Source organism: Agromyces sp. NPDC058110 (assembly GCF_042884735.1).
Taxonomy (GTDB): Bacteria; Actinomycetota; Actinomycetes; order Actinomycetales; family Microbacteriaceae; genus Agromyces.
The window spans coordinates 288,832-310,628 of record NZ_JBHVTI010000003.1 but is presented as its reverse complement, the minus strand read 5'-3'; the positions used below and the strand labels follow the sequence as shown (position 1 = coordinate 310,628).

The following is a 21,797-nucleotide window of genomic DNA, read 5'->3' as shown; positions in this document are numbered from 1 at the left end:
GCTACCCGACCTTGGGGAGCAGCCGGCCGCTGGTGCGGTACCAGGCGACCTCGCCGTTCGGGCCCCGCACGAAGTCGGAGCGGGGCGAGAGGGGGCTCGCGCCCACCACGCGGTCGTCGCCGTAGAAGTCCACGTACTCGGGCGGCGCCGCGTCGGACACGGTTCCGTCGGGATTCAGCGGGCGGATGCGCAACCGACCGTTGTCCGCGGCGAACTCGAGCGTCACCCGCCCCGTGCTGCCGTCGGGCCCGATCTCGGCGAGGTCGTACCGGCCCTCGTAGGGGGCCACTTGCGCGGCGGTCCTGGTTCTGGGATCGGCCGGCAGGTTGTGGACGCCCGCGAACCGCGACAACGCCCAGTCGTCCTGGAAGAAGGTGCTCAGCAGCTTCGGGCCGTCCTCGGAATTCGTGAGCATGGCGATGCCGAAGTTCCGTTCGGGAACGAGGAGGAACCCGCTGTGCTGCCCTGGCCAGTCCCCGCCGTGCTGCACGACGCTGACTCCTTCGGCCGTCGGCCGAAGACGGAAGCTGACCGCGTACCCGTCGATCTCGATGAAGATCGTTCCGCCCGGGCCCGGGTTCGAGTGCATCGCGTCGAACGAACCGGGGCTGAGTATGCGACGGCCGTCGGGGCCGGTGCCGTCGCCCAGGTGGAAGCGCAGGTAGCCCAGTTGGTCGCGAGCGCTCGAGATGAGGGCGCCGGTCGGGTCGAGCGACCTCGGCACGTGCCAGAAGGACGGGTCGAGGACCGGCTCGCCGTCGACCACGTCGTGCGCGCCGGTGAAGGTGTGTCCGACGAGGTCGTCGGTGAAGAATCGGGTCTGGTCGAGGCCCAGCGGGTCGAGCACGAGCTCCTGCATGGCCTGCTCGAAGGTCGTGCCGTGCACCTTCTCCACCACTCGGCCCGCGAGCACGACCGCGGCGTTGTTGTAGAAGAACGTGGACCCGAGTGGCGTCAGCTGGGGAAGGCCCGCCATGCTCGCCACGTAGCGCTCGATCGCGTCGTCACCCCGGCCGAAGTCCTCGAGGTCGTCGCCGAACCAGCCGGCGGTGTGGTTCAGCAGGTGCCGAACGGTGACGGCGGCTGCCACGTCGTCGTCGGCGACGGTGAACTCCGGCACGTAGGTGCGTACGGGCGAGTCGAGGTCAACTTTGCCCGCATCGACCAGGCGCATCATCGCGGTTCCGGTGAACGTCTTAGTCGTCGATCCGATGCGGAACAACGAGTGCTCGTCGACCGGCACCGGAGCGTCGACACTGGTGATCCCGTACCCGCGCACGTACTCGTTCCCGTCGTGCAGCACGGCCACGGCGACGCCGGGCACGGCGTACTCCTCCATCGCCGCCCGGATCTCGGCGTCGAGCTCGGCGAAGAGTGCGTCGGACGAACTGGGTGACGATGCGCCCGTCGGGCCGGTGCTCCCCGGCGGGCTCGAAGCGTCAGGCTCGTCGGCGGTGCATCCCGCCACCGCCGTGCCGGCGACCACGATGGCGGCCAGGTCGGCGGATCTCCGCAGCATCGTCCGCCTCGACATCGTCCGCGACGCAGACGGAACCTCGTCGTCCAGCAGGCCCATGGTCGCCTCCTCGCGCAGATTCTGGCAGAGACGCCTCGGCCGCCGCGACCACAGTTCAGGGGCCTCTTCACGGCGAGCCGACCTCGTGCTCGATCGGGGGTTTCGACGCGACGGCAGGATTCGAACCTGCGAATGGCGGGCTATGAGTCCGCTCCCTTTGACCGCTTGGGTACGCCGCGATGTGGTGTTGTCGGTGCGGTGGCGCTGCGTACGCCGAGCCCGGGCGACGGCATCCAGGAGATGCAGGATGCCGCGCAGCCACCCGCTGCGCGGCATCCCCCGTCATCCGAGCTTCTGCCTCACTCGGACTTCGGCAACCCCGGGGGGTTGATCTCGGAGGCGTCGAGCGCCTCGCTGGTCAGCGCCCAACGTTCGAGCACCTCGTCGTACGTGCCGTCGTCGATGATCGACTGGAGCACGAGCTGCACGGGCTCGATGAGGCCGTTGCCCTTGGCGGTGCCTGCGGCGATGGGTGCGGTCTCGGGCCAACCGCCGTTGATGGTGCCGACGAGCTTGGTCTCACCGGTCGTGGCCGCCTGGTATGCCGAGGTCGCGTTCGGACCGAAGGTCGCGTCGACGCGTCCGGACGTGACCGCGAGCGTCGCGGCGGCCTGGTCGTCGTAGTACACCAGCTCGGCCGGGGCCTCGCCGTCGGCCTCGAGCTCCTCGTTCCAGGCGAGCAGGATCTTCTCCTGGTTGGTGCCCGAGCCGACCACGATCTTCAGGCCCGAGATGTCGGCGGCCTCCGAGATCGAGTCGATGTCGCTGTCGGCCTGCACGTAGAAGCCGAGCAGGTCCTGGCGGTAGCTCGCGAAGTCGTAGAGCTCCTTGCGCTCCTCGGTCACGGTCACGTTCGACGCGATGAGGTCGTACTTGCCCGACTGGATGCCGAGTGGCCAGTCGGCCCAGTTCACGGCGACGGGGTTGTACTCCAGGCCGAGGCCGTCGGCGATGAGCGAGCCGAAGTCCGCCTCGGTGCCGATGACGGTCGTGTCGTCGTCGGAGGCGAGCACGCCGAGCGGCGCAGCCCACGGCGAGATCGCCACGGTGAGCTTGCCGGCTTCGATCGGCTCGAAGCCGCTCTCCTCGAGCGCCTCGACCGCGGCCGCGACCGGCTCGATCGTGGGCCGGTCGGCGGCGTTCTGCGAGGTGAGGTCGAACTGCGTCGCCGCCTCGACCTGCTCCTCGGTGCTCGACTTCGCGCCGCTGTCGGCCGCCTCGGCCGAGTTGTTGCCTGCCAGGACGGCCCACGTGATGCCGCCTCCGATGAGGGCCACCGCCGCGACGCCCGCGACGATCACCCCCGCCTGCTTCTTGTTGATCGCCATGATGGCTGCTCCTAGGGTTGTTGCTGTTCCGATGGCCGGACGGTTTCTCGGTTCGCCGGGTGCGGCACTGCCATGCCGCACCCGGGCTGTCTTTCTCGCGGATGCCCGACCCGAGGTCGAGCGCCCGACGCGGGTCGAGCGGTGCCCGGTGCTAGAGCACCTTCGCGAGGAAGTCTCTGGTGCGCTGCTGCTTCGGCGAGCGCAGCACCTGCACGGGCGGTCCCTGCTCGACGATCTCGCCGCCGTCGAGGAAGACGACTCGGTCGGCCACCTCGCGGGCGAAGCCGATCTCGTGCGTCACGACGATGAGCGTGGTGCCGTCGCGGGCGAGCCCGCGGATCACGTCGAGCACCTCGCCCACGAGTTCGGGGTCGAGTGCGCTCGTCGGCTCGTCGAACAGCAGCACCTTCGGCGAGAGCGCGAGGGCCCGAGCGATCGCGACGCGCTGCTGCTGCCCGCCCGAGAGCTGCCTCGGGTAGTGGTCGAGCTTGTCGGCCAGGCCGACCCGGGCCAGCAGCGCCTTGGCGAGCTCGCGCGCCTCGGCCTTCGACTGCCGCTTCAGCGCCACGGGCGCCTCGACGATGTTCTCGATCGCGGTGAGGTGCGGGAAGAGGTTGAAGTTCTGGAAGACGAGCCCGAACTGCGTGCGACGGCGCAGGATCTCGGCCTCGCGCAGCTCGTACAGCTTGCCGCCGCGCTCCTCGTAGCCGATGTACTGCCCGTCGAGCGTGATCGACCCCCGGTCGACGGTCTCGAGGTGGTTGATGGTGCGCAGCAGGGTCGACTTGCCCGAGCCGGACGGCCCGATGAGCGCGACGACCTCGCCGGGCCGGATGTCGAGCGACACGTCGTGCAGCACGGTGTGCTGCCCGTACGACTTCGTGACGTCACGGATCTCGACGCGTCCGACGGTCGCGGTCGGCCGCGGGGCGATCGGCACGTTGCCGTCGAACGAGGGCGCGAGGGTCTGGCTCATCGGGTTCCTCCGATCCGGCTGGGCGGGGTGGTAGTCATGAGGCGGGAGGCCACAGGTCCGACGGATGCTGCGTCGACGGCGACCTCGGCCGCGGCGCCCCGGCCGGCGCGTGCGGATGCGGCATCCGCATGCACTTCGGCGGGCGCCCGCTCCTCGGGCGGCCGGGTCGAGCCCGGCGAGCCGCCCGCGGCATCCGCTGGACCGCCCTGACCGCCGGGCGGGTCGCCGGCCGGTCCCTCGCCGAGACGCGCCCACTGCTCGGCCGCCCAGCCGCGGAACCGCTGGATGGGCGTGGGAGGCAGTTCGCGAACCGCCCCGCGGGCGAAGCGCCGCTCGACGTAGTACTGCGCGACCGACAGCACGGTCGTGATGATCGCGTACCAGACGACGGCGACGAGCAGCAGCGGGATCACTCGCTGGTTGCGGTTGTAGATGACCTGCACCGTGTAGAACAGCTCGGGCAGCGCGACGATGAAGACGACCGAGGTGCCCTTCACGAGCCCGATGATCTCGTTGAACGCGTTCGGCACGATCGCCCGGGCCGCCTGCGGCAGCGTGATGCGGAAGAAGCGGATGCGGCGCGGCAGGCCGAGCGACGCGGCGGCCTCGAGTTGCCCCTGGTCGACCGAGAGGATGCCGGCGCGGATGATCTCGGCCGAGTACGCCGCCTGGTGCAGCGACAGGCCGATCGTCGCCGCCGCGAACGCGCTGATGAGCGTCGTCGTCGGGAACTCGACGAGCCAGAAGTCGGTCGTGAACGGCGTGCCGAGCCCGAGCGTCGGGTAGAGGTATCCGAGGTTGTACCAGACGAGGATCTGCACGACGAGCGGCACCGACCGGAAGAACCAGATGTACCACCAGGCCGCCGCGTTCAGCAGCGGCGACTTCGACAGCCGGAAGACCGCGAGCACCGCGCCGAGCACGAACCCGATGACGCCCGAGATGACCGTGAGCTGCAGCGTGAGCACGAGCGCGTTCAGCACCGACGGCGCGAAGAAGTACTCGGCGAACACGTTCCACTGCCACTGCGGGTTCACCGCGAGCGACCAGAGGAACTGCAGCACGAGGAACACGACCACGGCCGAGAGCACCCAGCGGCCCCAGTGCTTCACCGGCACGACCTTCAGGCCGTGCTCGAGCCCGGGCCCGTGGTCGCGCGTGAAGTCCGGACGAGCGGATGCCGCGCTCACGCGAGCGCTCCTGCGCGGTCTGCGGATGCCGCGGCGACCGTCGCGGCCGCCTCGACGCCCGTAGCCCGGCCGATGCCCACCCCGGCCAGCTGCTTGCGGAACGCGTGGATGCCGACCTCCTCGGCCGGCAGCGCTCGATCGAACTGCGGCTCGTAGCCCGCGCGCAGGTAGAGCGCCACGGCTTCGGGCTGGCGCGGCCCCGTGGTGAGGAAGACGTCGGTGTAGCCGAGGCGGCGCGCCTCGGCCTCGAGCGCGGCGACGACCTGGCCGGCGAGACCTCGGCCGCGGCGGTCGGCGCGCGTCCAGATGCGCTTGAGCTCGGCCGTGCGGTCGTCGTAGCGGCGGAACGCGCCGCCGGCGACCGGGGTCTCGACGCCGTCGACGAACTCGACGAGCACGAGGAAGGCGCCGTGCGGCAGCGCGAACTCCTGCGCGGGGTATCGGTTGAGCTCGACGCTCGCGACCTCGCCGAAGAGGTCGCCGTATCGCGCGTCGTACTCGCGCTCGAGGTCGTCGAGCAGCGGCTTGGCCAGCGGGTCGTCCGCGGCGATGAACCGCACGATCGTGTCGCCCATCGGTGCCTCCTTCGCGTGTCGGCCGGGGCGGTTCCCCGGGGTGTGCACGAAGGTACGAAGGCCTCGGGCCGCCTCGCAATCGGCGTGGACACGCGATGTCCGATACCGTCACCGGCCGTCACGCTCGGGCGATTCCGGGCCGTTCGGGGCGATTCCGGCCGCTTCGCGGCGCCACGGAGGCGTCATCCGGCGCAATCCACGTGACGCTATCTGTCGTTTCGGCGGCGGCCGTAGAATCGAGGTTCCGATGAGCTTCGTGGCTCCCAGACCTCCAGGAGTCCACTTCATGACGACGAACGAGCACGACCGCCACCTCGCGTTCACGCGCGCCGATCCGACCGTCCAGCCGCAGATGCGCATCGCCGACGAGCACGAACTCGTGCTCGTGACCTCCCCGGCGCGCGACGCCCGCTTCGACCGCGCCGACATCGTGATGCGCAAGGGGCAGTACGCGCTGCGCAACGGCCACCTCACGCCGCGCGAGTCGATGATCGAGGACCTCTGCGCGATCGGCGCGGCGTTGGACGCCGCCGGGATCGGCTACCTGCTCGTCCGCGGCAACGACGAGCGGCTCGTGCTCGCCCTCGACCGCGCCGACCGCAAGGCCGCGGCCCGCGCGCTCGCCGACGCCTTCGCGACCGAGCCGTTCTACGCCGAGACCGTCGAGCCGTCGGGCGACGCTTACCCGGTGCTCCTGGCAGACGGACGGCTGTCGGGCAGCAGAAAGGCATCCGTCGTGCGGGTGTACCGTCCGCGCATCGAGCCCGTCGGGCGCCTGCGCTACGGCGCCGAGACCGGCGTGCAGCTCGAGTTCTGGCGGTTCGGCGACGACACCATCGAGGCGCCCGTCGAGAACGCGCTCATGCGCCGCACGCTCCCGCGCTCCGAGGCGATCGACGACGTCGTGCACCTGCACGGGCGCGACTGGCCGACGCTCGAGCACATGTTCGCGCCGCTCGCGAGCGACGTCGACTTCGACATCGACCTCGTCTTCTCGTGGGTCGACGGCTCGAGCGACGACTTCGTGCGCGAGCGCGCCAAGCGCATGGCGAGCTACGTCGTCGGCGAGGGCGACGACTCCGAGGCCCGCTACCGCCAGATCGACGAGCTGAAGTACGCGCTGCGATCGGTGCACCTGTTCGCCCCGTGGATCAGGCGAATCTTCATCGCGACCGACTCGCCGGCGCCCGAGTGGCTGGCGCGGCATCCCAAGGTCACGATCGTGCGCAGCGAGGAGATGTTCGCCGACCCGTCGGTGCTGCCGACGCACAACTCGCACGCCGTCGAGAGCCAGCTGCACAACATCGAGGGCCTCGCCGAGCACTTCCTCTACTCGAACGACGACATGTTCTTCGGCCGCCCCGTGTCGCCCGACCTGTTCTTCTCGCCCGGCGGCGTCACGAAGTTCGTCGAGGCCGCGACCCGCATCGGCCTCGGAGAGTCGCACCCCGGCCGTTCGGGCTTCGAGAACGCCGCACGCGTGAACCGCGCGCTGCTGCGCGACCGCTTCGGCAAGGTCACGACGCGGCACCTCGAGCACTGCGCGGCTCCCCTGCGCAAGTCGGTCATGTCCGACCTCGAGTCGGCCTTCCCCGACGAGTTCCGTCGCACGGCGGCGAGCCGCTTCCGCTCGGCGACCGACATCTCGGTCACGAACTCGCTGTACCACTACTACGCGCTGCTCACCGGGCGCGCGGTCGTGCAGACCGACGCTCGCGTGAAGTACGTCGAGACCACGCTGAAGCGTGCGCTGCCCGCGATGCGCCGCCTGCTGAAGCGCCGCGATCAAGACATGTTCTGCCTGAACGACGGCAGCCGGCCCGAGATCTCGGTCGAGGAGCGCACGGCGGCCGTCACCGACTTCCTCGAGCGCTACTTCCCGTTCCCGGCTCCGTGGGAGAAGCCGACGGATGCCGCGGGCGCGCCGCTGCACGCAGCCTCGTCGCCGGCGGGCTCACCGTCGCCTGACGCTCCCTCCGGCGCGCCCGACCTCACGGCCTGACGCCAGCGGCTCGGCCGAGCCGAACCGTCGCGACGCGGCGCGCGTGCAGAACTCCGGATGCCGCGCTCCGGCACCCCGCGGATGTGCGCCGAGTGGCGGCGTGTCCGCACTCGCCTCCGGAGTTGCGCACCATCCGCGGGGTGCCCGCAGGGAGCGTCAGCGTGCGAGCACCTGGATCGGCATCGTGAACGGCGGCTCCTTGGGAATCGGAGGCGCGGCGGCATCCGCGATCCGGATGCCGTCTGCCGCGAGGCGACGGGCACTCTCGGCGGCGTCGATCCAGTCGAGCGCGGGCGTCGCACCGAGGGGCACGACCGAGTGCAGCACCGTCGAGGGGTACACGTGCACGAGGTTGAACGCGCGGGCGCCGTCGCGCCCTCTGGTGCCGCCGACCGGCACGTTGAGGTCCTGCGTGTAGCAGCTGGCCGACGCCACCGAGACGGGCACGCCCGCGAACATCGCCGTCGACGAGTAGTGCAGGTGCCCGGCGATGATCGAGCGGACGTCGCTGCCCTCGACGACCTCGGCGAGCCCCGACTGGTCGCGCAGCTCGACCGACACCGCGAGATCGAGCACGCTCGGCACGGGCGGGTGGTGCATCGCGAGGATCGTGCCGTGCGGCGCCGGGATCGAGAGCTCCTCGGCGAGCCAGTCGAGCTGCTCGGGCGAGACCTCGCCGTGGTGGTGGCCCGGCACGGTCGAGTCGAGCGTGATGACGCGCAGGCCGTTCACGTCGTCGACCCGGTCGACCGAGCGGGATCCGCCGACCTGGTCGTCGAGCAGCCCGCGGCGGAACGCGGTGCGGTCGTCGTGGTTGCCCATGACCCAGATGATCTGGGAGCCGAGGCGCTCGGCCACCGGGTCGACGATGCGCCGGATGCGGTCGTACGCGTCGGGCTCCCCCTTGTCGGCCAGGTCGCCCGTGAAGACGATCGCCTCAGGCTGGCCGCCGGATGCCTCGAACTCCTCGAAGAGCGTGCGCAGGTGCTGTTCGCTGGCCACGCGGTCGTAGAGCCTGCCGCCGCCGGCGAGCAGGTGCGTGTCGCTGATGTGCAGCAGGAAGTGGAGCGGCCGGGGGTATTCGGCGATCCGGGTGTTCACGGGAGGTCCCATCGATCGGCTTCGACGCACGACGTCGGGCGTCGCGCTCAACCTAGCCGACCACGCGAATCTGAACGGCGCATGAAGGCGGAATGTGGCCGAGTCGAAACCTCCCGAGGCGGTGCCCGCAGGCGGGTGCGCGGGTGCGGGTGGGTGCGCGGGTGCGGGTGGGTGCGCGCACCGGCACAGGCCGCACGCTCGGGCGGGTGCGCGCCCGCGCGCGGAGTGTGCGGCATCCGCTCGCCGGGCGCAAGGGGGGTGCGAGACATCCGGAACTCCGGAATCGTGGGTGGCTCGTGATCGCAGAGGAGGAGCACATGCTCGTACTGACCGAGAACGCCAGCACCGTCGTGAAGGAGATCGTGTCCAGCAACGGCGCGCCAGAGGGATCGGGGCTGCGCATCAACGCGCGGGACCCCGAGGCGACCGAGTTCGCGGTCGCGATCGTGCCGACGCCGAACGAGACCGACGCGGTCATCGAGCAGTCGGGGGCCCGGGTCTACCTCGGCGAGGCAGCGGCCGCCGCCCTCACCGACAAGACGCTTGACGCGAAGGTCGACGAAGAGGGCCGAGTCGCCTTCGAGATCACTCCGCAGCGCTGACGGCTGCGAACGACGGATGCCGCGGGGCACGAGCCTCGCGGCATCGTCGCGTCTGCGGCACGCCGCAACGTGCCGCGAGCGCGGCCGAGCGCCGATCAGCCGGCCGGCGCCCGGTCGGCCGGGCCGGCAGACCCCGTGGGCCGTCGCACGATGCGCCGAGCCGCCGCGAGCACCACGACCAGCAGCACCGCGCCGATCGCGTATCCGACGAGGTCGAGCGGATCGAACGAGCTGCCGAAGACCAGGCGCAGCGGCGGCACGGCGTCGACGAAGCGCGACGGGATGCCGGTGAGCTGCAGCAGCTCGATCGCAGCCGAGGCGTCGAACGCGACGGCCGCGAGCACCCAGGAGGGCAGGCGCGGCCACGCGATCGCGACGACGAGTCCGACGAGGCACGCGTAGAGCGCGCTGCCGACGAGGTCGACCGCGATCGTGCGATCGAGCAGCTGCAGGGCGAGGCCCGCGAGCAGCACGACCGCGGCGGTCGCGGTGAGCATCATCCGCACGCGGAGGTCGGCTCCGTGCGACACACGCGAGGGCGAGGGCGAGCCCTCGGCGCGCGGGTCGCGCGGGCTCGGAGCGCTCACGCGCACCTACTCGTCGCGCTGGCCCTTGTGACGGGGCTTGCGCGCGGGCCGGTCGTCGCCGTCGGGAGCGCCGGCGCCACGGTCGTCGTACGACCGAGCCGGGCGGTCGTCGTACGAACGCGAGGGGCGGTCGTCGTACGACCGGCGCGGCTTGTCGTCGCGGTCGCCGTACGAGCGGCGCGGCCGGTCGTCGCGGTCGCCGTACGAACGGCGCTGGCCGCCGTCGCGGCCGCCGTCGCGTCGTGCGGGGCCGCCGCGATCGGGCCGCAGCTCGATGAGGCGTCCGCTGATGCGCGTGCCGTCGAGTCGCTCGAGCGTCTCGCGGGGCAGGTCGGCCGGCAGCTCGACGAGCGAGAACTCGGGACGGATCTGGATCGCCCCGAAGTCCTCGCGACGCAGGCCCCCCTCGTTGGCGAGCGCACCGACGATCTGGCGGGGCTCGACCTTGTGGCGGCGGCCGACCGCGATGCGGTAGGTCGCGAGCTGGGGGCCGCCCCGGCCGCGGCGCTCACCGCGGTCGTCGTCGTACCTGCCGCCTCGCGAGCCGCCGTCGCGGTCGCGTCCGGAGCGGTCGAAGCGGTCGTCGCGGCCGCCGCGCCCGCGGTCGTCGCGCTCCTTCCACTCGCGCGCCGGGCGCTCGGGCTCGGGCTCGAGCAGCAGGGGCGACTCGCCCTGGGCGACCACGGCGAGCGCCGCGGCCACGTCTACCTCGGGCACGTCGTGGTGCTTCATGTAGTGCCCGATGATGTCGCGGAAGCCGTCGATGCGCTCGCTCTGCTCGAGGGCCGCGGTGATGCGGTCGTCGAAGCGCGAGAGGCGCGTCACGTTCACGTCTTCGACGCTCGGCAGCTGCATCTGCGTGAGCTCCTGGCGGGTGGCCTTCTCGATCGCCGAGATCAGGCGGCGTTCGCGCGGAGTGGCGAAGCTGATCGCGTCGCCCGTGCGGCCGGCGCGGCCCGTGCGGCCGATGCGGTGCACGTACGACTCGGTGTCGGTCGGGATGTCGTAGTTGACGACGTGGCTGATGCGCTCGACGTCGAGGCCGCGGGCCGCGACATCCGTCGCCACGAGGATGTCGAGCTTGCCCGACTTCAGCTGGTTGACCGTGCGCTCGCGCTGGGCCTGGGCGATGTCGCCGTTGATCGCGGCGGCGGAGTACCCGCGGGCCCGGAGCTTCTCGGCGACCTCCTCGGTGACGCTCTTGGTGCGCACGAAGATGATCATGCCCTCGAAGTTCTCGACCTCGAGGATGCGCGTGAGGGCGTCGAGCTTCTGCTGGTGCGACACGATGAGGTAGCGCTGGGTGATGTTGGCCGAGGTCGTGGTCTTGGTCTTGACCGTGATCTCTTCGGGGTCGTTCAGGTACTGCTTCGAGATGCGGCGGATCGTCGCGGGCATCGTGGCCGAGAACAGCGCGACCTGCTTGTCGTCGGGCGTCTCGGCGAGGATCGTCTCGACGTCTTCGGCGAAGCCCATCTTGAGCATCTCGTCGGCCTCGTCGAGCACGAGGTACTTGAGCTCCGAGAGGTCGAGCGTGCCCTTGTCGAGGTGGTCCATGATGCGACCGGGGGTGCCGACGACGATGTGCACGCCGCGGCGCAGGGCCGACAGCTGCACGCCGTAGCCCTGGCCGCCGTAGACGGGCAGGATGTGCACGCCGCGCATGCGCGACGCGTACTTCTCGAACGCCTCGCAGACCTGCAGCGCGAGCTCGCGCGTGGGGGCCAGCACGAGCGCCTGCGGGGTCTTCTGCGACTCGTCGAGGCGCGCGAGGATGGGCAGCGCGAACGCGGCCGTCTTGCCGGTGCCGGTCTGGGCCAGGCCCACGACGTCGCGCCCTGCGAGGAGGGTCGGGATGGTCGCGGCCTGGATGGCCGAGGGGGTCTCGTAGCCGACATCGGAGAGGGCCTTGAGCACGGCGCCGTCGAGTCCGAGGTCGGAGAAGCTGATCGCGGCGGGCTCTTCAGGAGCCTCGGCCACGACGGGGTTTTCGCCGGAAGTCACATTTCAGCCTAGTCCTGCCGCCTGTGAGGCGTCCGGGTGCCCGCGTGGCGGGGCGCGAAGCGGGCGGATGCCGCGTGCCGGCGTCGTCGCGAAGGGTCGGGCGGATGCCGCGCGCCGGCGTCCGAGCGCGAGCAGCCGTTCGGTGTCGCCGAACACCTCGAGCCCGGCGCACGCGCCGACGCCGGCGAGCAGCACCCGCCCGTCGTGGTCGAGGTGGCGGAACACGATGCTCGCATCGAGCGTCTCCTCGACGCGTCGGTGCATGGCCGTGCGGAGCGGGGCGTGCAGCAGGCCGCCGCGCACGCGCTCGGCGTCGAGCTCGAGCACGCCGTCGGGCCCGGTGACGCTCCACCGCACGTGCGTGTCGTCGATCGAGAGCCTGGTCTCCTTCGATCGGTTGTAGGTCGTCCAACGGTGGAGGCGGCCGCCGTGGCGCAGTCCGATGATCGACCCGCGGAACGCCCGCCCCAGCCACGGGATGATGGCGATCGACGCGATGAGCGAGGCATCCGCCCCGTCGCCGTCGGTGGTGTCGAGGTGGTTGCTCGCCATCCAGACGTACCCCGCCGGGAAGGCCCTGCCCCAGTCCTTCTCGAGGTACCCGCGACCGCCGTCGAAGCTCGTCGGGTCGCCTTCGACGTCGATCTCGCCGGCGAGCCCGTGCCCGAACGAGACGATGCCGTGGAAGCACTCCATGGCGGGCACGAGCCCGTACCAGCCCATGATGCCGGGCTCGCGCACCGTCACCGGCCAGGGTTCGAGGGGCGTCGTGTACGCGATCTCGCCGCGCAGCTGCGGGAGGTCGAGGCTCATGCCGGCCGACGAGAACCGGTTCGGCCCGACGCGCACGTCGAACTCCCGATCGGATGCCGCGAACTCGCCGACCTCGTAGCGGTGGTACCAGGAGCGCCCGGTGCGCCCGTCGAGCACCTGCACGAACGCCTCGTCGGTGCTCGCCCCGGTCGCGGAGTCGCCGCCCAAGCCCCGGAACACCCCCGGGATCACGGCCCACCGCTGCGCCCGGTCGGCCGAGACGACCTTGTTGTACCAGCCCTCGAAGTAGCCTCGCGTCACGCCGTGCCCGTGGAAGGCCTCGGGGTGCCGCACTCCTCGCACATACGCCGTCGGGCTCCGCATGCGCCGAGCCTAGGCCCTGCCAGCGCGCGTCGGGGGCTCCCCCATGCGAAGGCGGGTGGAACCGATCGGCTGCTATTCGCCGAGCAGGGCGGCGAGCCGATCGAGGGAGCCCGGCACGAGCGCGTAGTACGCCCAGCTGCCGCGCCGACTCCGCGTCAGGAAGCCGGCGTCGGTGAGGATCTTGAGGTGGTGGGAGACGGTCGGTTGCGAGAGTCCCGTCGGCTCGGTCAGGTCGCAGACGCAGGCCTCCTGGCCGTCGGCGGCCGCGACGATCGAGATCAGGAGCACCCGCGTCGGATCGCCGAGCGCCTTGAACAGCGCGGCGGTCCTCGCCGCTTCATCGAGGGTGATCGGCGCGCTCGCGATCGGCGTGCAACAGGCATCCGGTTGGATGACGGGCAGCTCGATCAGGTCGGTCACGCAGCTCAGCCTACGTCATATTGACATTCTTCGATACAGGGTGGATGCTTGCTGTATTGATGATCTTCGATGCCATGGAGGCAGCGCGTGACCCTCGCCGACCTGATGATCCCGACCCGACGCGACGACCGACTCGACGGGTTGCCCGTCGCGATCATCGGGGCCGGTCCGATCGGGCTCGCGGCCGCCGCGAACCTCGCCGAGCGGGGCATCCCGTTCGAGATCCTCGAGGCCGGCGACGGCGTCGCGGACTCGATACGCGCATGGGGTCACACCCGCCTGTTCTCGCCGTGGCGGCACCTGGTCGATCCGGCATCGCGACGCCTCCTCGAAGCCACCGGCTGGCGGCACCCCCGGGAAGACGGCCTGCCCACCGGAGCGGAGCTCATCGACGAGTACCTCCTGCCGCTGGCCGCCCTGCCCGGCATCGCCGAGCACATCACGACCGGCGCCGAGGTGATCGCGGTCAGCCGCGACGGCATGGACCGCACCCGCACGACCGACCGCGAGCACGCCCCGTTCGTGCTCCGGATCGACGACCGCGGCGGCCTCCGCGAGGTCCGTGCCCGAGCCGTCATCGACGCCTCCGGCACCTACCGCACCCCGAACTCGCTCGCGTCGTCGGGGCTCGACCCGCTCGGGGTCGAGGAGGTCCGCGACCTCGTCGCGCATGCACTCCCCGACGTGCTCGGCACCGAGCGCGACCGGTTCGCCGGTCGCCGCACGCTCGTCGTCGGGGCGGGCCATTCCGCCGCGAACACCCTCCTCAAGCTCGCCGAACTCGCCGAGACGGAGTCGGGCACGACGGCGACCTGGGTCATCCGCAACCCCTCCGCGGTCAGGGTAGGTTCGTCAGCCGACGACGGGCTCCCGGCCCGCGCCTCCATCGGCGGGCGACTCGACCGGCTCGTGGCCCAGGGGCGGGTCCGACTCGTCGACCGGTTCGAGATCGTGCGCGTGCGACGCGACGGCGACCGGGCGACCCTGATCGGCAGCCGCGACGGCACCCTCGAGGAGGTCACCGGCGACCTCGTCGTGAACGCCACCGGGTTCCGACCAGACCTCCGCATGCTGCGCGAGATCCGGCTCGACCTCGACGACATCGTGGAGGCGCCCCGCCGGCTCGCACCGCTGATCGACCCCAACCTCCACAGCTGCGGCACGGTGCCCCCGCACGGGTTCGCCGAGCTCGCCCACCCCGAGCCGGGCTTCTTCCTCGCCGGAATGAAGTCGTACGGCCGCGCACCCACGTTCCTCCTCGCGACCGGCTACGAGCAGGTTCGGTCGATCGTCGCCCACCTGAGCGGCGACCGCGCCGCCGCGGCGAACGTCGAACTCGCCCTGCCCCAGACCGGCGTATGCTCGTCGAGCCTCACCGACACCGCGCCCCCCGGCTCCTCCTGCTGCGGCGCGACGTCCGCATCGAGTTGCGACTAGCCTCCTCCGACCGACCAGAGAGAGACCGATGAGCTCCGCACCCACGATCCTGTTCGTCTGCGTCCACAACGCGGGCCGCTCGCAGATGGCCGCCGGGTTCGCGCGCGCCCTCTCCGGCGGCACCGTGACCGTGCTGTCCGGCGGTTCCGAACCGGGCACTGCGATCAACCCCGTCGCGATCGAGGCGATGCGCGAGGCGGGCATCGACATCAGCACCGCCGTGCCGCAGCTCCTGCGAACCGATGACGTGCAGGCCGCCGACGCGGTGATCACGATGGGATGCGGCGACGCCTGCCCGGTCTTCCCGGGCAAGCGGTACGAGGACTGGGAACTGGAGGACCCCGCGGGCCAAGGCATCGAGACCGTCCGGCGCGTCCGTGACGACATCGAGCAGCGGGTCAGGCGGCTGCTCGCCGACCTCGACGTCATCGCCTGACGATCACGTCGGCAGGGAACGCGGCCGCCTGGTCGTCGCGAACACGGCCGCCCAGGTGGCCAGCAGCAGCCCCGTGAGCACGAGCCCGAGGTCGTCGATGCCGATCGACGCGATCCAGGTGAACGGGTCGCCCAGACCGAGGTACACGACGAGCACGTCGCTCAGCTGCACGATCGCGATGACGACCGCGGCGACGACCGACAGCAGCGCCATCGCGATGCCGTAGATCGCACCGACCGGTGGTCGGCCCGGAGCCTCGTCGGAGTGCCGGCCGGCTCCGACGGCTCGAGGCCCGCGCACCGGCGACCACGTGTAGGCCCGACGCATGACCGCCCCCTGGGTCGTGTCGAAGGCGCTCATGCCCGCGGCGAACAGCACGGGAAGCGTGAGCGCCGCCCACCAGGGCACGGACGCCAGGGTCGAGGCGCCGGCGAGGGCGAGCAGCCCGATCTCGGTCGCCGTGTCGAATCCGAGCCCGAAGAGCAGGCCCACGACGTACATGCGCGACGGACGATCGACGAAGCGCTCGAAGGGGCCGAGCAGCTGCATCACCGGCCCGCCTCGCCGTCGATCGCCCCTGGCCATCGCGCGCACCGACGCGAGGTTGATCGCCGCGATCACGAGGAGGAACACGCCAGACACGGTCGGCCCGATGACCCCGGTCCAGGCGTGCAGGGCCGAGCCGTCGTCAGCCAGCGAGGCGCTCACGGCCGTGATGCCGAAGGTCAGCAGCACGCAGAGCACGACGACGATCGTCGAGTGCCCGAGCGAGAACCAGAAGCCGACCGTGCTCGCCGGCCGGCCGCGCTCGGCTAGGCGGCGCGTGGTGTTGTCGATGGCCGCGATGTGGTCGGCGTCGAATGCGTGCCTCACCCCGAGCGTGTAGGCCGCGAGCCCCACGCCGAGCGTCACGAGCGCGGTGCCGTCGCCGCCGCCGAGCGGGATGCCCGCGGGCACGACGGCGAGCAGCAGCACGCCCCAGCCGACGACGTTCAGCGCGACGATGAACGCGACGACGCCGGCCGTGCCGCGCCTGGTGTCGATCCGCTCGTCACCGACCGGTGCGCCCATCGATGCCACGCCCCCTCGCTCGGCGTCATGCTAACGCCGGGCGAGGAGGGCGACGAGGGCCGATCGGGCAGACCTCAGCGCGACGACGGCTCGGGCTCGCCGACGAGCGTCGCGACCTCGGGATCGGGGTCGCCCGCGGCATCCGCTCGCTCGTCGTCGCTGGTGACGAGGTGGTGCCGGCGCTCGAGCGCGGCCCCCTCGACGTCGACGTCGGGCATGATGCGGTCGAGCCACTTCGGGATCCACCAGGCCGAGCGGCCGAGCAGGTGCATGATCGCGGGCATCAGGAGCATGCGCACGACGAACGCGTCGACGAGCACGCCGAAGGCGAGACCGAACCCGACCGAGCGGATCATGGTCGAGTCCGAGAAGACGAACCCGCCGAAGACCGAGACCATGATGAGCGCCGCGGCCGTGACCACCGAGCGGCCGGCGCGGAAGCCCTGCGCGACCGCGAGCTTCGCCGACGATCCGTGCACGTACGCCTCGCGCATGCCGGTCGCGAGGAACAGCTGATAGTCCATCGCGAGGCCGAACAGGATGCCCACGAGGATCACCGGCAGGAAGCTCAGGATCGGGCCGGTGCTGATGCCGAGCGGGTCGGCGAACCAACCCCACTGGAACACCGCGACGATCGCGCCGTACGTCGCGAACAGCGACAGGATGAACCCGCCCGTGGCGATGAGCGGCACGAGCAGCGAGCGGAACACCAGGATCATGATGAGCAGCGAGAGCCCCACGACGACCGTGAGGTAGAGCGGCAGCACGTCGGACAGCCCCTCGGAGATGTCGATGTTGATCGCGGTCTGGCCCGCGACGCCGAGCTCGATGTCGCCGTCGACGGGCGGCAGCGCGCGCAGGTCGCGCACGAGCTGCTCGGTCGAGACGGCGCTCGGGCCCTCGGCCGGCACCACCTGGAACGCCGCGAGCGTGTGGTCGTCGGAGACCGCGATGGGTGCGACGGCCACCACGTTGTCCTGCGCGGCGAGGGTCGACGCGACGTCGACCTGGAGCTGCAGCACGTCGTCCTCGGTCGTGCCCTCCGGCAGCTGGGCCGTGACGAGCAGCGGACTGTTGACGCCCGCGCCGAACTGCTGCTCCGCGACGGTGAACGCCTCGTACGACGACGAGTCGTGCGGCTCGGTGGAGCCGTCGGGCAGGCCGACGCGCATCGACAGCGCAGGGATCGCGACGACGAGCAGGGCCACGATCGCGACGAGGCCCGTGAGCACCGCGCGCCACGTGGGCATGGGCTTCACGACGGGCGGCTCGTGCCGGTTGCCCTCGCCGAGGTGCGCGCGCACCTTGCGTCGGAGGATGCGCATGCCGAGCAGGCCGAGCAGCGCGGGCGTGAGCGTCGTCGAGATGATCACCGCGACGAGCACCGCGACCGCGCCGACGGTGCCCATGAGGCCGAGGAACGGCACGCCCGTGATGTTCAGGGCGAGCAGGGCGACGATCACCGTGGTGCCCGCGAACACGACCGCGTTGCCGGAGGTGCCGTTGGCGAGACCGATCGACTCGACGACCTCGGCACCCTGCAGCAGCTGCTTGCGGTGCCGGTTCACGACGAAGAGCGAGTAGTCGATGCCGACCGCGAGGCCGAGCATCACGGCGAGCATGGGCGTGACCGAGGCCATGTCGACGACGCCCGAGAAGGCGAGCGAGCCGAGGATGCCGACGGCGACGCCGAAGATCGCGGTCACGAGCGGCAGCGAGGCGGCGATGACCGATCCGAGCATGACGAGCAGCACGATCGCGGCGATGATGAGGCCGACCGCCTCGCCGACCCCGAAGATCTCGGGGATGCCCTGCGAGATGTCGGTCGAGAACGACACCGACACGCCGTCGATGGGCTCGGACTCGAAGTGGTCGATGACCGACTGCTTCGACTCCTCGGGCAGGTCGAGGCGCGGCTCGGTGAACGAGACGCTCACGAGCGCGGTCGAGCCGTCTTCGGAGACCAGACGGATGCCGTCGGCGTAGCCGGCGAGCTCGGTGCCGAGTTCGAGCTGCTCGCCCTGGGTCGCGATCTCGTCGCGGCCGTCGTCGATCTTCTGCTGCTGCTCGTCGAGCTGCGCCTGCTGGGCATCGAGCTGTGCCTGCTGCGCGTCGAGCTGGGTCTGCTGGGCGTCGAGCTCGTCGGTCGGGGCGCCGGCGGCCTCGGCCTGCTGGCGGCCGGCGTCGAGCTGCGCCTGCGCAGCGTCGAGCTGCTGCTGGCCCGCCGCGAGCTGGGCGGCGCCGGCATCGAGCTGCTGCTGGCCCGCGTCGAGCTGGGCGACGCCGTCGTCGAGCTGCGCCCGGCCGTCGGCGAGCTGCTGCTGCTGGTCCTCCAGCTGCTGCTGCGCGTCGAACGGGTCGACCACGCCGGCGACGTCGATGAGGTCGCTCTGGTCGGCGACGAGCGCGCTGATCTGCGCCTGCTGGTCGGCCGTGAGCGCCGAGCCGTCGTCGGTCGTGAACACGACGGTTCCGGATGCCCCGCTGAACTCGGGCAGTTCGTCTTCGAGCTCGGCGATCACGTCGCCCGAGGCGGTGCCCGGCACGTCGAAGCTGGTCGCGAGCCCCTTGAAGCCGACGAGGAACCCGCCGACGGCGATGGCGAGCACCACGAGCCAGGCGCCGATGACGACCCAGGCCCGTCTCGCCGAGAACTTGCCCAGTCGGTACAACAGCTCAGCCACGTCGTGTCCTCTCCTCGCGATCGCCGGCACGATCGACCGTGCGAGTATACGAGACGGACCGTCTCGTTTCATGTGAGTAGCATGTGTGGATGCCCGAGCATCGACGTGGACCCGTGCGCAGCGAAGCCGCACGGCTGGCGATCCTCGAGGCGACCGCGCGGCTCTTCGAGGAACGCGGCTACGACCAGCTGACGATGGAGGGCATCGCCGCCGAGGCCCACGTCGGCAAGCAGACGATCTACCGCTGGTGGCCGTCGAAGAGCGCGATCGTCGCGGACTGCCTCGTCGAGGGCCTCCTGCTGAGCGAGTACCTCTCGCCTCCCGACACCGGCGACCTGCGGACCGACCTCGTGACGTGGATGCGCGGCATCCTCGGCTTCCTCGAGAACGGCGGCGCCTCGCTCGTGCGTTCCCTCGTCGCCGCGGCGATCGACCAGCCCGCGATCGGCGCACGGCTCGAGGAGACGATGGGCGTCAACGACCTGTTGCGCGCCCGGCTCGAGTCCGCCGTGGCCGCCGGGCAGTTCTCGGCGAGCCGGCCGACGCAGGCCTTCGGCCAGGCATTCGTCGGCGCGATCGTGCTCCATGCGCTCGTCGCGACCCCGGCCGAGCCCGACGCTGCCGAGCGTCTCGTCGACGCCGTGCTCGGCTGACGCCACCGCGACTCACAGCATGTTGCCATTGGCGGGCACGCAGCCGACTGTCAGAGTGAAGGCGAACGCACGTCGTCTTCATTGAGAAGGAGCACTCGTCGCCATGCAGCACAAGCCCGTCACCCCGGCCATCGAGCAGGCGCATCGCGCACTGCTCGAGAGCCTCCCGTTCGCGGACACGACCGACTTCGCGAACGCGGACCGCGGATACCTCGGCACGATCGAACCCGCCGTCATCACGGCAGCCGACGGCCGCGAGGTCTGGAACGCCGACGCCTACGCCTTCCTCGAGGGCGAGGCGCCGACCTCGGTGAACCCGAGCCTCTGGCGCCAGTCGAAGCTCGTGGCCAAGCACGGCCTCTTCGAGGTCGTCGAGGGCGTCTACCAGGTGCGCGGCTTCGACCTCTCGAACGTCACGTTCGTCGAGAGCGAGACCGGCGTGATCGTCATCGACCCGCTCATCTCGACCGAGACCGCAGCCGCGGCCTACGCCACCTACCGGCAGCACCGCGGCGAGCGCCCGGTCGTCGCGGTCATCTTCACGCACAGCCACGTCGACCACTTCGGCGGCGTGTTCGCCGTCGCATCCGCTGAAGACGCGGCATCCGGCAAGGTCACCGTCATCGCACCGACCGGGTTCCTCGAGCACGCGATCGAGGAGAACGTCTACGCCGGCACCGCGATGGCGCGCCGTGCCGGGTACATGTACGGCGCCGCGCTCGAGCTCGGGCCGCAGGGCCAGGTCGGCGCCGGACTCGGGCAGACCACGTCGAAGGGCGAGGTCGGCATCATCGTGCCGAACCTCGACATCTCCTCGACCGGCGAGACGCACGTCATCGACGGCATCGAGATCGAGTTCCAGATGACGCCGGGCACCGAGGCACCATCGGAGATGAACTTCTACTTCCCGAAGTACCGTGCGCTCTGCATGGCCGAGAACGCCACGCACACGCTGCACAACCTGCTCACCCTGCGCGGGGCGCTCGTGCGCGACCCGCACGTGTGGAGCGAGTACCTGACCGAGGCGATCGCGAAGTTCGGCGAGCGCAGCGACGTCGCGTTCGCCTCGCACCACTGGCCGACATGGGAGTCGGCGAACATCATCGAGTTCCTCTCGACGCAGCGCGACCTCTACGCCTACCTGCACGACCAGACCCTCCGCCTGCTCAACAAGGGCTTCACCGGCAGCGAGATCGCCGAGATGATCGAGCTGCCCCCTGCCCTCGAGAACGCCTGGAACGCGCGCGGCTACTACGGCTCGGTCAGCCACAACGTGAAGGCGATCTACCAGCGCTACATGGGCTGGTTCGACGGCAACCCCGCCCGTCTCTGGCAGCACACGCCGACCGAGGGAGCGAAGCGCCACGTCGAGGCGATCGGCGGCCTCGACCGCGTGGTCGAACTCGCGAAGGCCGCCTTCAACGAGGGCGACTTCCGTTGGGCGGCGACCCTGCTCGACTACGCGATCTTCACCGACGACACGCACGCCGCCGCCCGTGAACTGCAGGCAGACACCCTCGAGCAGCTCGCGTACGGCAGCGAGAACGGCACCTGGCGCGACTTCTTCCTGTCGGGCGCCACCGAACTGCGCGATGGCAACTTCGGCACGCCGACCGTCACGTCGGCGCCTGCGGTGCTCGCTCAGCTGCACCCGCAGCAGCTCTTCGACTCGCTCGCGCTCTCGATCGACGGGCCGCGGGCGTGGGACCTCGACCTGAAGATCGACGTCACGATCACCGACCTCGATGAGAACTATCGCCTGACGTTGCGCAACGGCGTGCTGATCCACGTGCTGAAGGACGCCGCCGACGACGCCGACCTGACCATCACGGTCACGAAGCCCCGCCTGATCCAGCTCGCGGGCGGCGACTCCACGAGCCCGGGCGTCGAGCTCACGGGCGACGCGAGCGTGCTGCATTCGCTGCTCTCGGTGCTCGACCCGGGCGACCCGGCATTCGACATCATCACGCCGTAGTCTCCTCGCACGAGAACGGATGCCGCGGGGCGCCGACCGATCC

At 71.0% G+C, this 21,797-nt stretch carries 17 protein-coding genes, 1 tRNA gene and 1 pseudogene; 6 read left to right on the top strand and 13 right to left on the bottom strand.

Annotation, left to right across the window (positions count from 1 at the left end):
* Nucleotide 1: 1 nt before the first annotated feature.
* The 6 genes and pseudogenes from ACFVS8_RS09000 to ACFVS8_RS08975 all read right to left on the bottom strand — a co-directional run bounded on the left by ACFVS8_RS09000 (nt 2) and on the right by ACFVS8_RS08975 (nt 5,645).
* Nucleotides 2-1,519, bottom strand: a complete 1,518-nt coding sequence (locus ACFVS8_RS09000; RefSeq protein WP_387060485.1) for a serine hydrolase domain-containing protein — start codon at nt 1,517-1,519, stop codon at nt 2-4.
* A gap of 162 nt (nt 1,520-1,681) precedes the next feature.
* A tRNA-Met gene (locus tag ACFVS8_RS08995) sits at nt 1,682-1,755 on the bottom strand.
* Between the two features lie 120 nt (nt 1,756-1,875).
* On the bottom strand, nt 1,876-2,904 hold the full coding sequence (locus ACFVS8_RS08990; RefSeq protein WP_387060482.1) for an ABC transporter substrate-binding protein: 1,029 nt from the start codon (nt 2,902-2,904) through the stop codon (nt 1,876-1,878).
* Nucleotides 2,905-3,055: 151 nt separating this feature from the next.
* Nucleotides 3,056-3,880 (bottom strand): amino acid ABC transporter ATP-binding protein, encoded by an 825-nt coding sequence (locus tag ACFVS8_RS08985; protein ID WP_387060479.1) that lies wholly within the window; start codon nt 3,878-3,880, stop codon nt 3,056-3,058.
* A gap of 260 nt (nt 3,881-4,140) precedes the next feature.
* Nucleotides 4,141-5,097, bottom strand: a pseudogene (locus ACFVS8_RS08980) (amino acid ABC transporter permease); the annotation flags it as partial.
* On the bottom strand, nt 5,067-5,645 hold the full coding sequence (locus ACFVS8_RS08975) for a GNAT family N-acetyltransferase (RefSeq protein ID WP_387060477.1): 579 nt from the start codon (nt 5,643-5,645) through the stop codon (nt 5,067-5,069). The gene ACFVS8_RS08975 and the pseudogene ACFVS8_RS08980, both read right to left, overlap by 31 nt.
* Nucleotides 5,646-5,997: 352 nt before the next feature.
* Here ACFVS8_RS08975 and ACFVS8_RS08970 point away from each other — a divergent pair, with 352 nt between their 5' ends.
* On the top strand, nt 5,998-7,647 hold the full coding sequence (locus ACFVS8_RS08970; RefSeq protein WP_387061202.1) for a stealth family protein: 1,650 nt from the start codon (nt 5,998-6,000) through the stop codon (nt 7,645-7,647).
* A 156-nt stretch (nt 7,648-7,803) separates the two neighbouring features.
* Here the strand turns inward: ACFVS8_RS08970 and ACFVS8_RS08965 are convergent, their stop codons facing one another.
* On the bottom strand, nt 7,804-8,748 hold the full coding sequence (locus ACFVS8_RS08965) for a phosphodiesterase (RefSeq protein WP_387060475.1): 945 nt from the start codon (nt 8,746-8,748) through the stop codon (nt 7,804-7,806).
* Nucleotides 8,749-9,065: 317 nt separating this feature from the next.
* On the opposite strand from ACFVS8_RS08965, the gene ACFVS8_RS08960 reads away from it, so the two are divergent.
* A complete protein-coding gene (locus ACFVS8_RS08960) occupies nt 9,066-9,350 on the top strand; it encodes a hypothetical protein (RefSeq protein WP_387060472.1) in 285 nt (94 codons plus the stop codon).
* A gap of 95 nt (nt 9,351-9,445) precedes the next feature.
* Here ACFVS8_RS08960 and ACFVS8_RS08955 read toward each other — a convergent pair whose 3' ends face one another.
* From ACFVS8_RS08955 to ACFVS8_RS08940, 4 genes are all read right to left on the bottom strand, one after another.
* Nucleotides 9,446-9,937 (bottom strand): DUF2809 domain-containing protein, encoded by a 492-nt coding sequence (locus tag ACFVS8_RS08955; protein ID WP_387060469.1) that lies wholly within the window; start codon nt 9,935-9,937, stop codon nt 9,446-9,448.
* 6 nt (nt 9,938-9,943) lie between these two features.
* Nucleotides 9,944-11,941 carry a DEAD/DEAH box helicase gene (locus ACFVS8_RS08950; RefSeq protein ID WP_387060467.1) on the bottom strand — a complete coding sequence of 666 codons (1,998 nt, stop codon included), beginning with the start codon at nt 11,939-11,941 and terminating at the stop codon, nt 9,944-9,946.
* 3 nt (nt 11,942-11,944) lie between these two features.
* A complete protein-coding gene (locus ACFVS8_RS08945; RefSeq protein ID WP_387060465.1) occupies nt 11,945-13,078 on the bottom strand; it encodes a tocopherol cyclase family protein in 1,134 nt (377 codons plus the stop codon).
* A 72-nt stretch (nt 13,079-13,150) separates the two neighbouring features.
* Nucleotides 13,151-13,498: an ArsR/SmtB family transcription factor gene (locus ACFVS8_RS08940; RefSeq protein ID WP_387060462.1), complete on the bottom strand. Its 348-nt coding sequence runs from the start codon at nt 13,496-13,498 to the stop codon at nt 13,151-13,153.
* A gap of 87 nt (nt 13,499-13,585) precedes the next feature.
* On the opposite strand from ACFVS8_RS08940, the gene ACFVS8_RS08935 reads away from it, so the two are divergent.
* Both ACFVS8_RS08935 and ACFVS8_RS08930 read left to right on the top strand, forming a co-directional pair.
* Complete coding sequence (locus ACFVS8_RS08935; RefSeq protein ID WP_387060459.1) at nt 13,586-14,935, top strand: NAD(P)-binding domain-containing protein; 1,350 nt, start codon at nt 13,586-13,588, stop codon at nt 14,933-14,935.
* Between the two features lie 28 nt (nt 14,936-14,963).
* Nucleotides 14,964-15,371, top strand: coding sequence for an arsenate reductase ArsC (locus ACFVS8_RS08930; RefSeq protein ID WP_387060457.1), 408 nt, complete (start codon nt 14,964-14,966; stop codon nt 15,369-15,371).
* A 3-nt stretch (nt 15,372-15,374) separates the two neighbouring features.
* On the opposite strand, the gene ACFVS8_RS08925 is transcribed toward ACFVS8_RS08930, so the two are convergent.
* Entirely contained in the window at nt 15,375-16,442 is a 1,068-nt protein-coding gene (locus ACFVS8_RS08925; protein ID WP_387060454.1) for a HoxN/HupN/NixA family nickel/cobalt transporter, read from the bottom strand.
* A gap of 74 nt (nt 16,443-16,516) precedes the next feature.
* Nucleotides 16,517-19,126: an MMPL family transporter gene (locus tag ACFVS8_RS08920; protein WP_387060452.1), complete on the bottom strand. Its 2,610-nt coding sequence runs from the start codon at nt 19,124-19,126 to the stop codon at nt 16,517-16,519.
* Between the two features lie 89 nt (nt 19,127-19,215).
* On the opposite strand from ACFVS8_RS08920, the gene ACFVS8_RS08915 reads away from it, so the two are divergent.
* Both ACFVS8_RS08915 and ACFVS8_RS08910 read left to right on the top strand, forming a co-directional pair.
* On the top strand, nt 19,216-19,779 hold the full coding sequence (locus ACFVS8_RS08915) for a TetR/AcrR family transcriptional regulator (protein ID WP_387060449.1): 564 nt from the start codon (nt 19,216-19,218) through the stop codon (nt 19,777-19,779).
* Nucleotides 19,780-19,882: 103 nt separating this feature from the next.
* Nucleotides 19,883-21,754, top strand: coding sequence for an alkyl/aryl-sulfatase (locus ACFVS8_RS08910; RefSeq protein WP_387060446.1), 1,872 nt, complete (start codon nt 19,883-19,885; stop codon nt 21,752-21,754).
* Nucleotides 21,755-21,797: the final 43 nt, after the last annotated feature.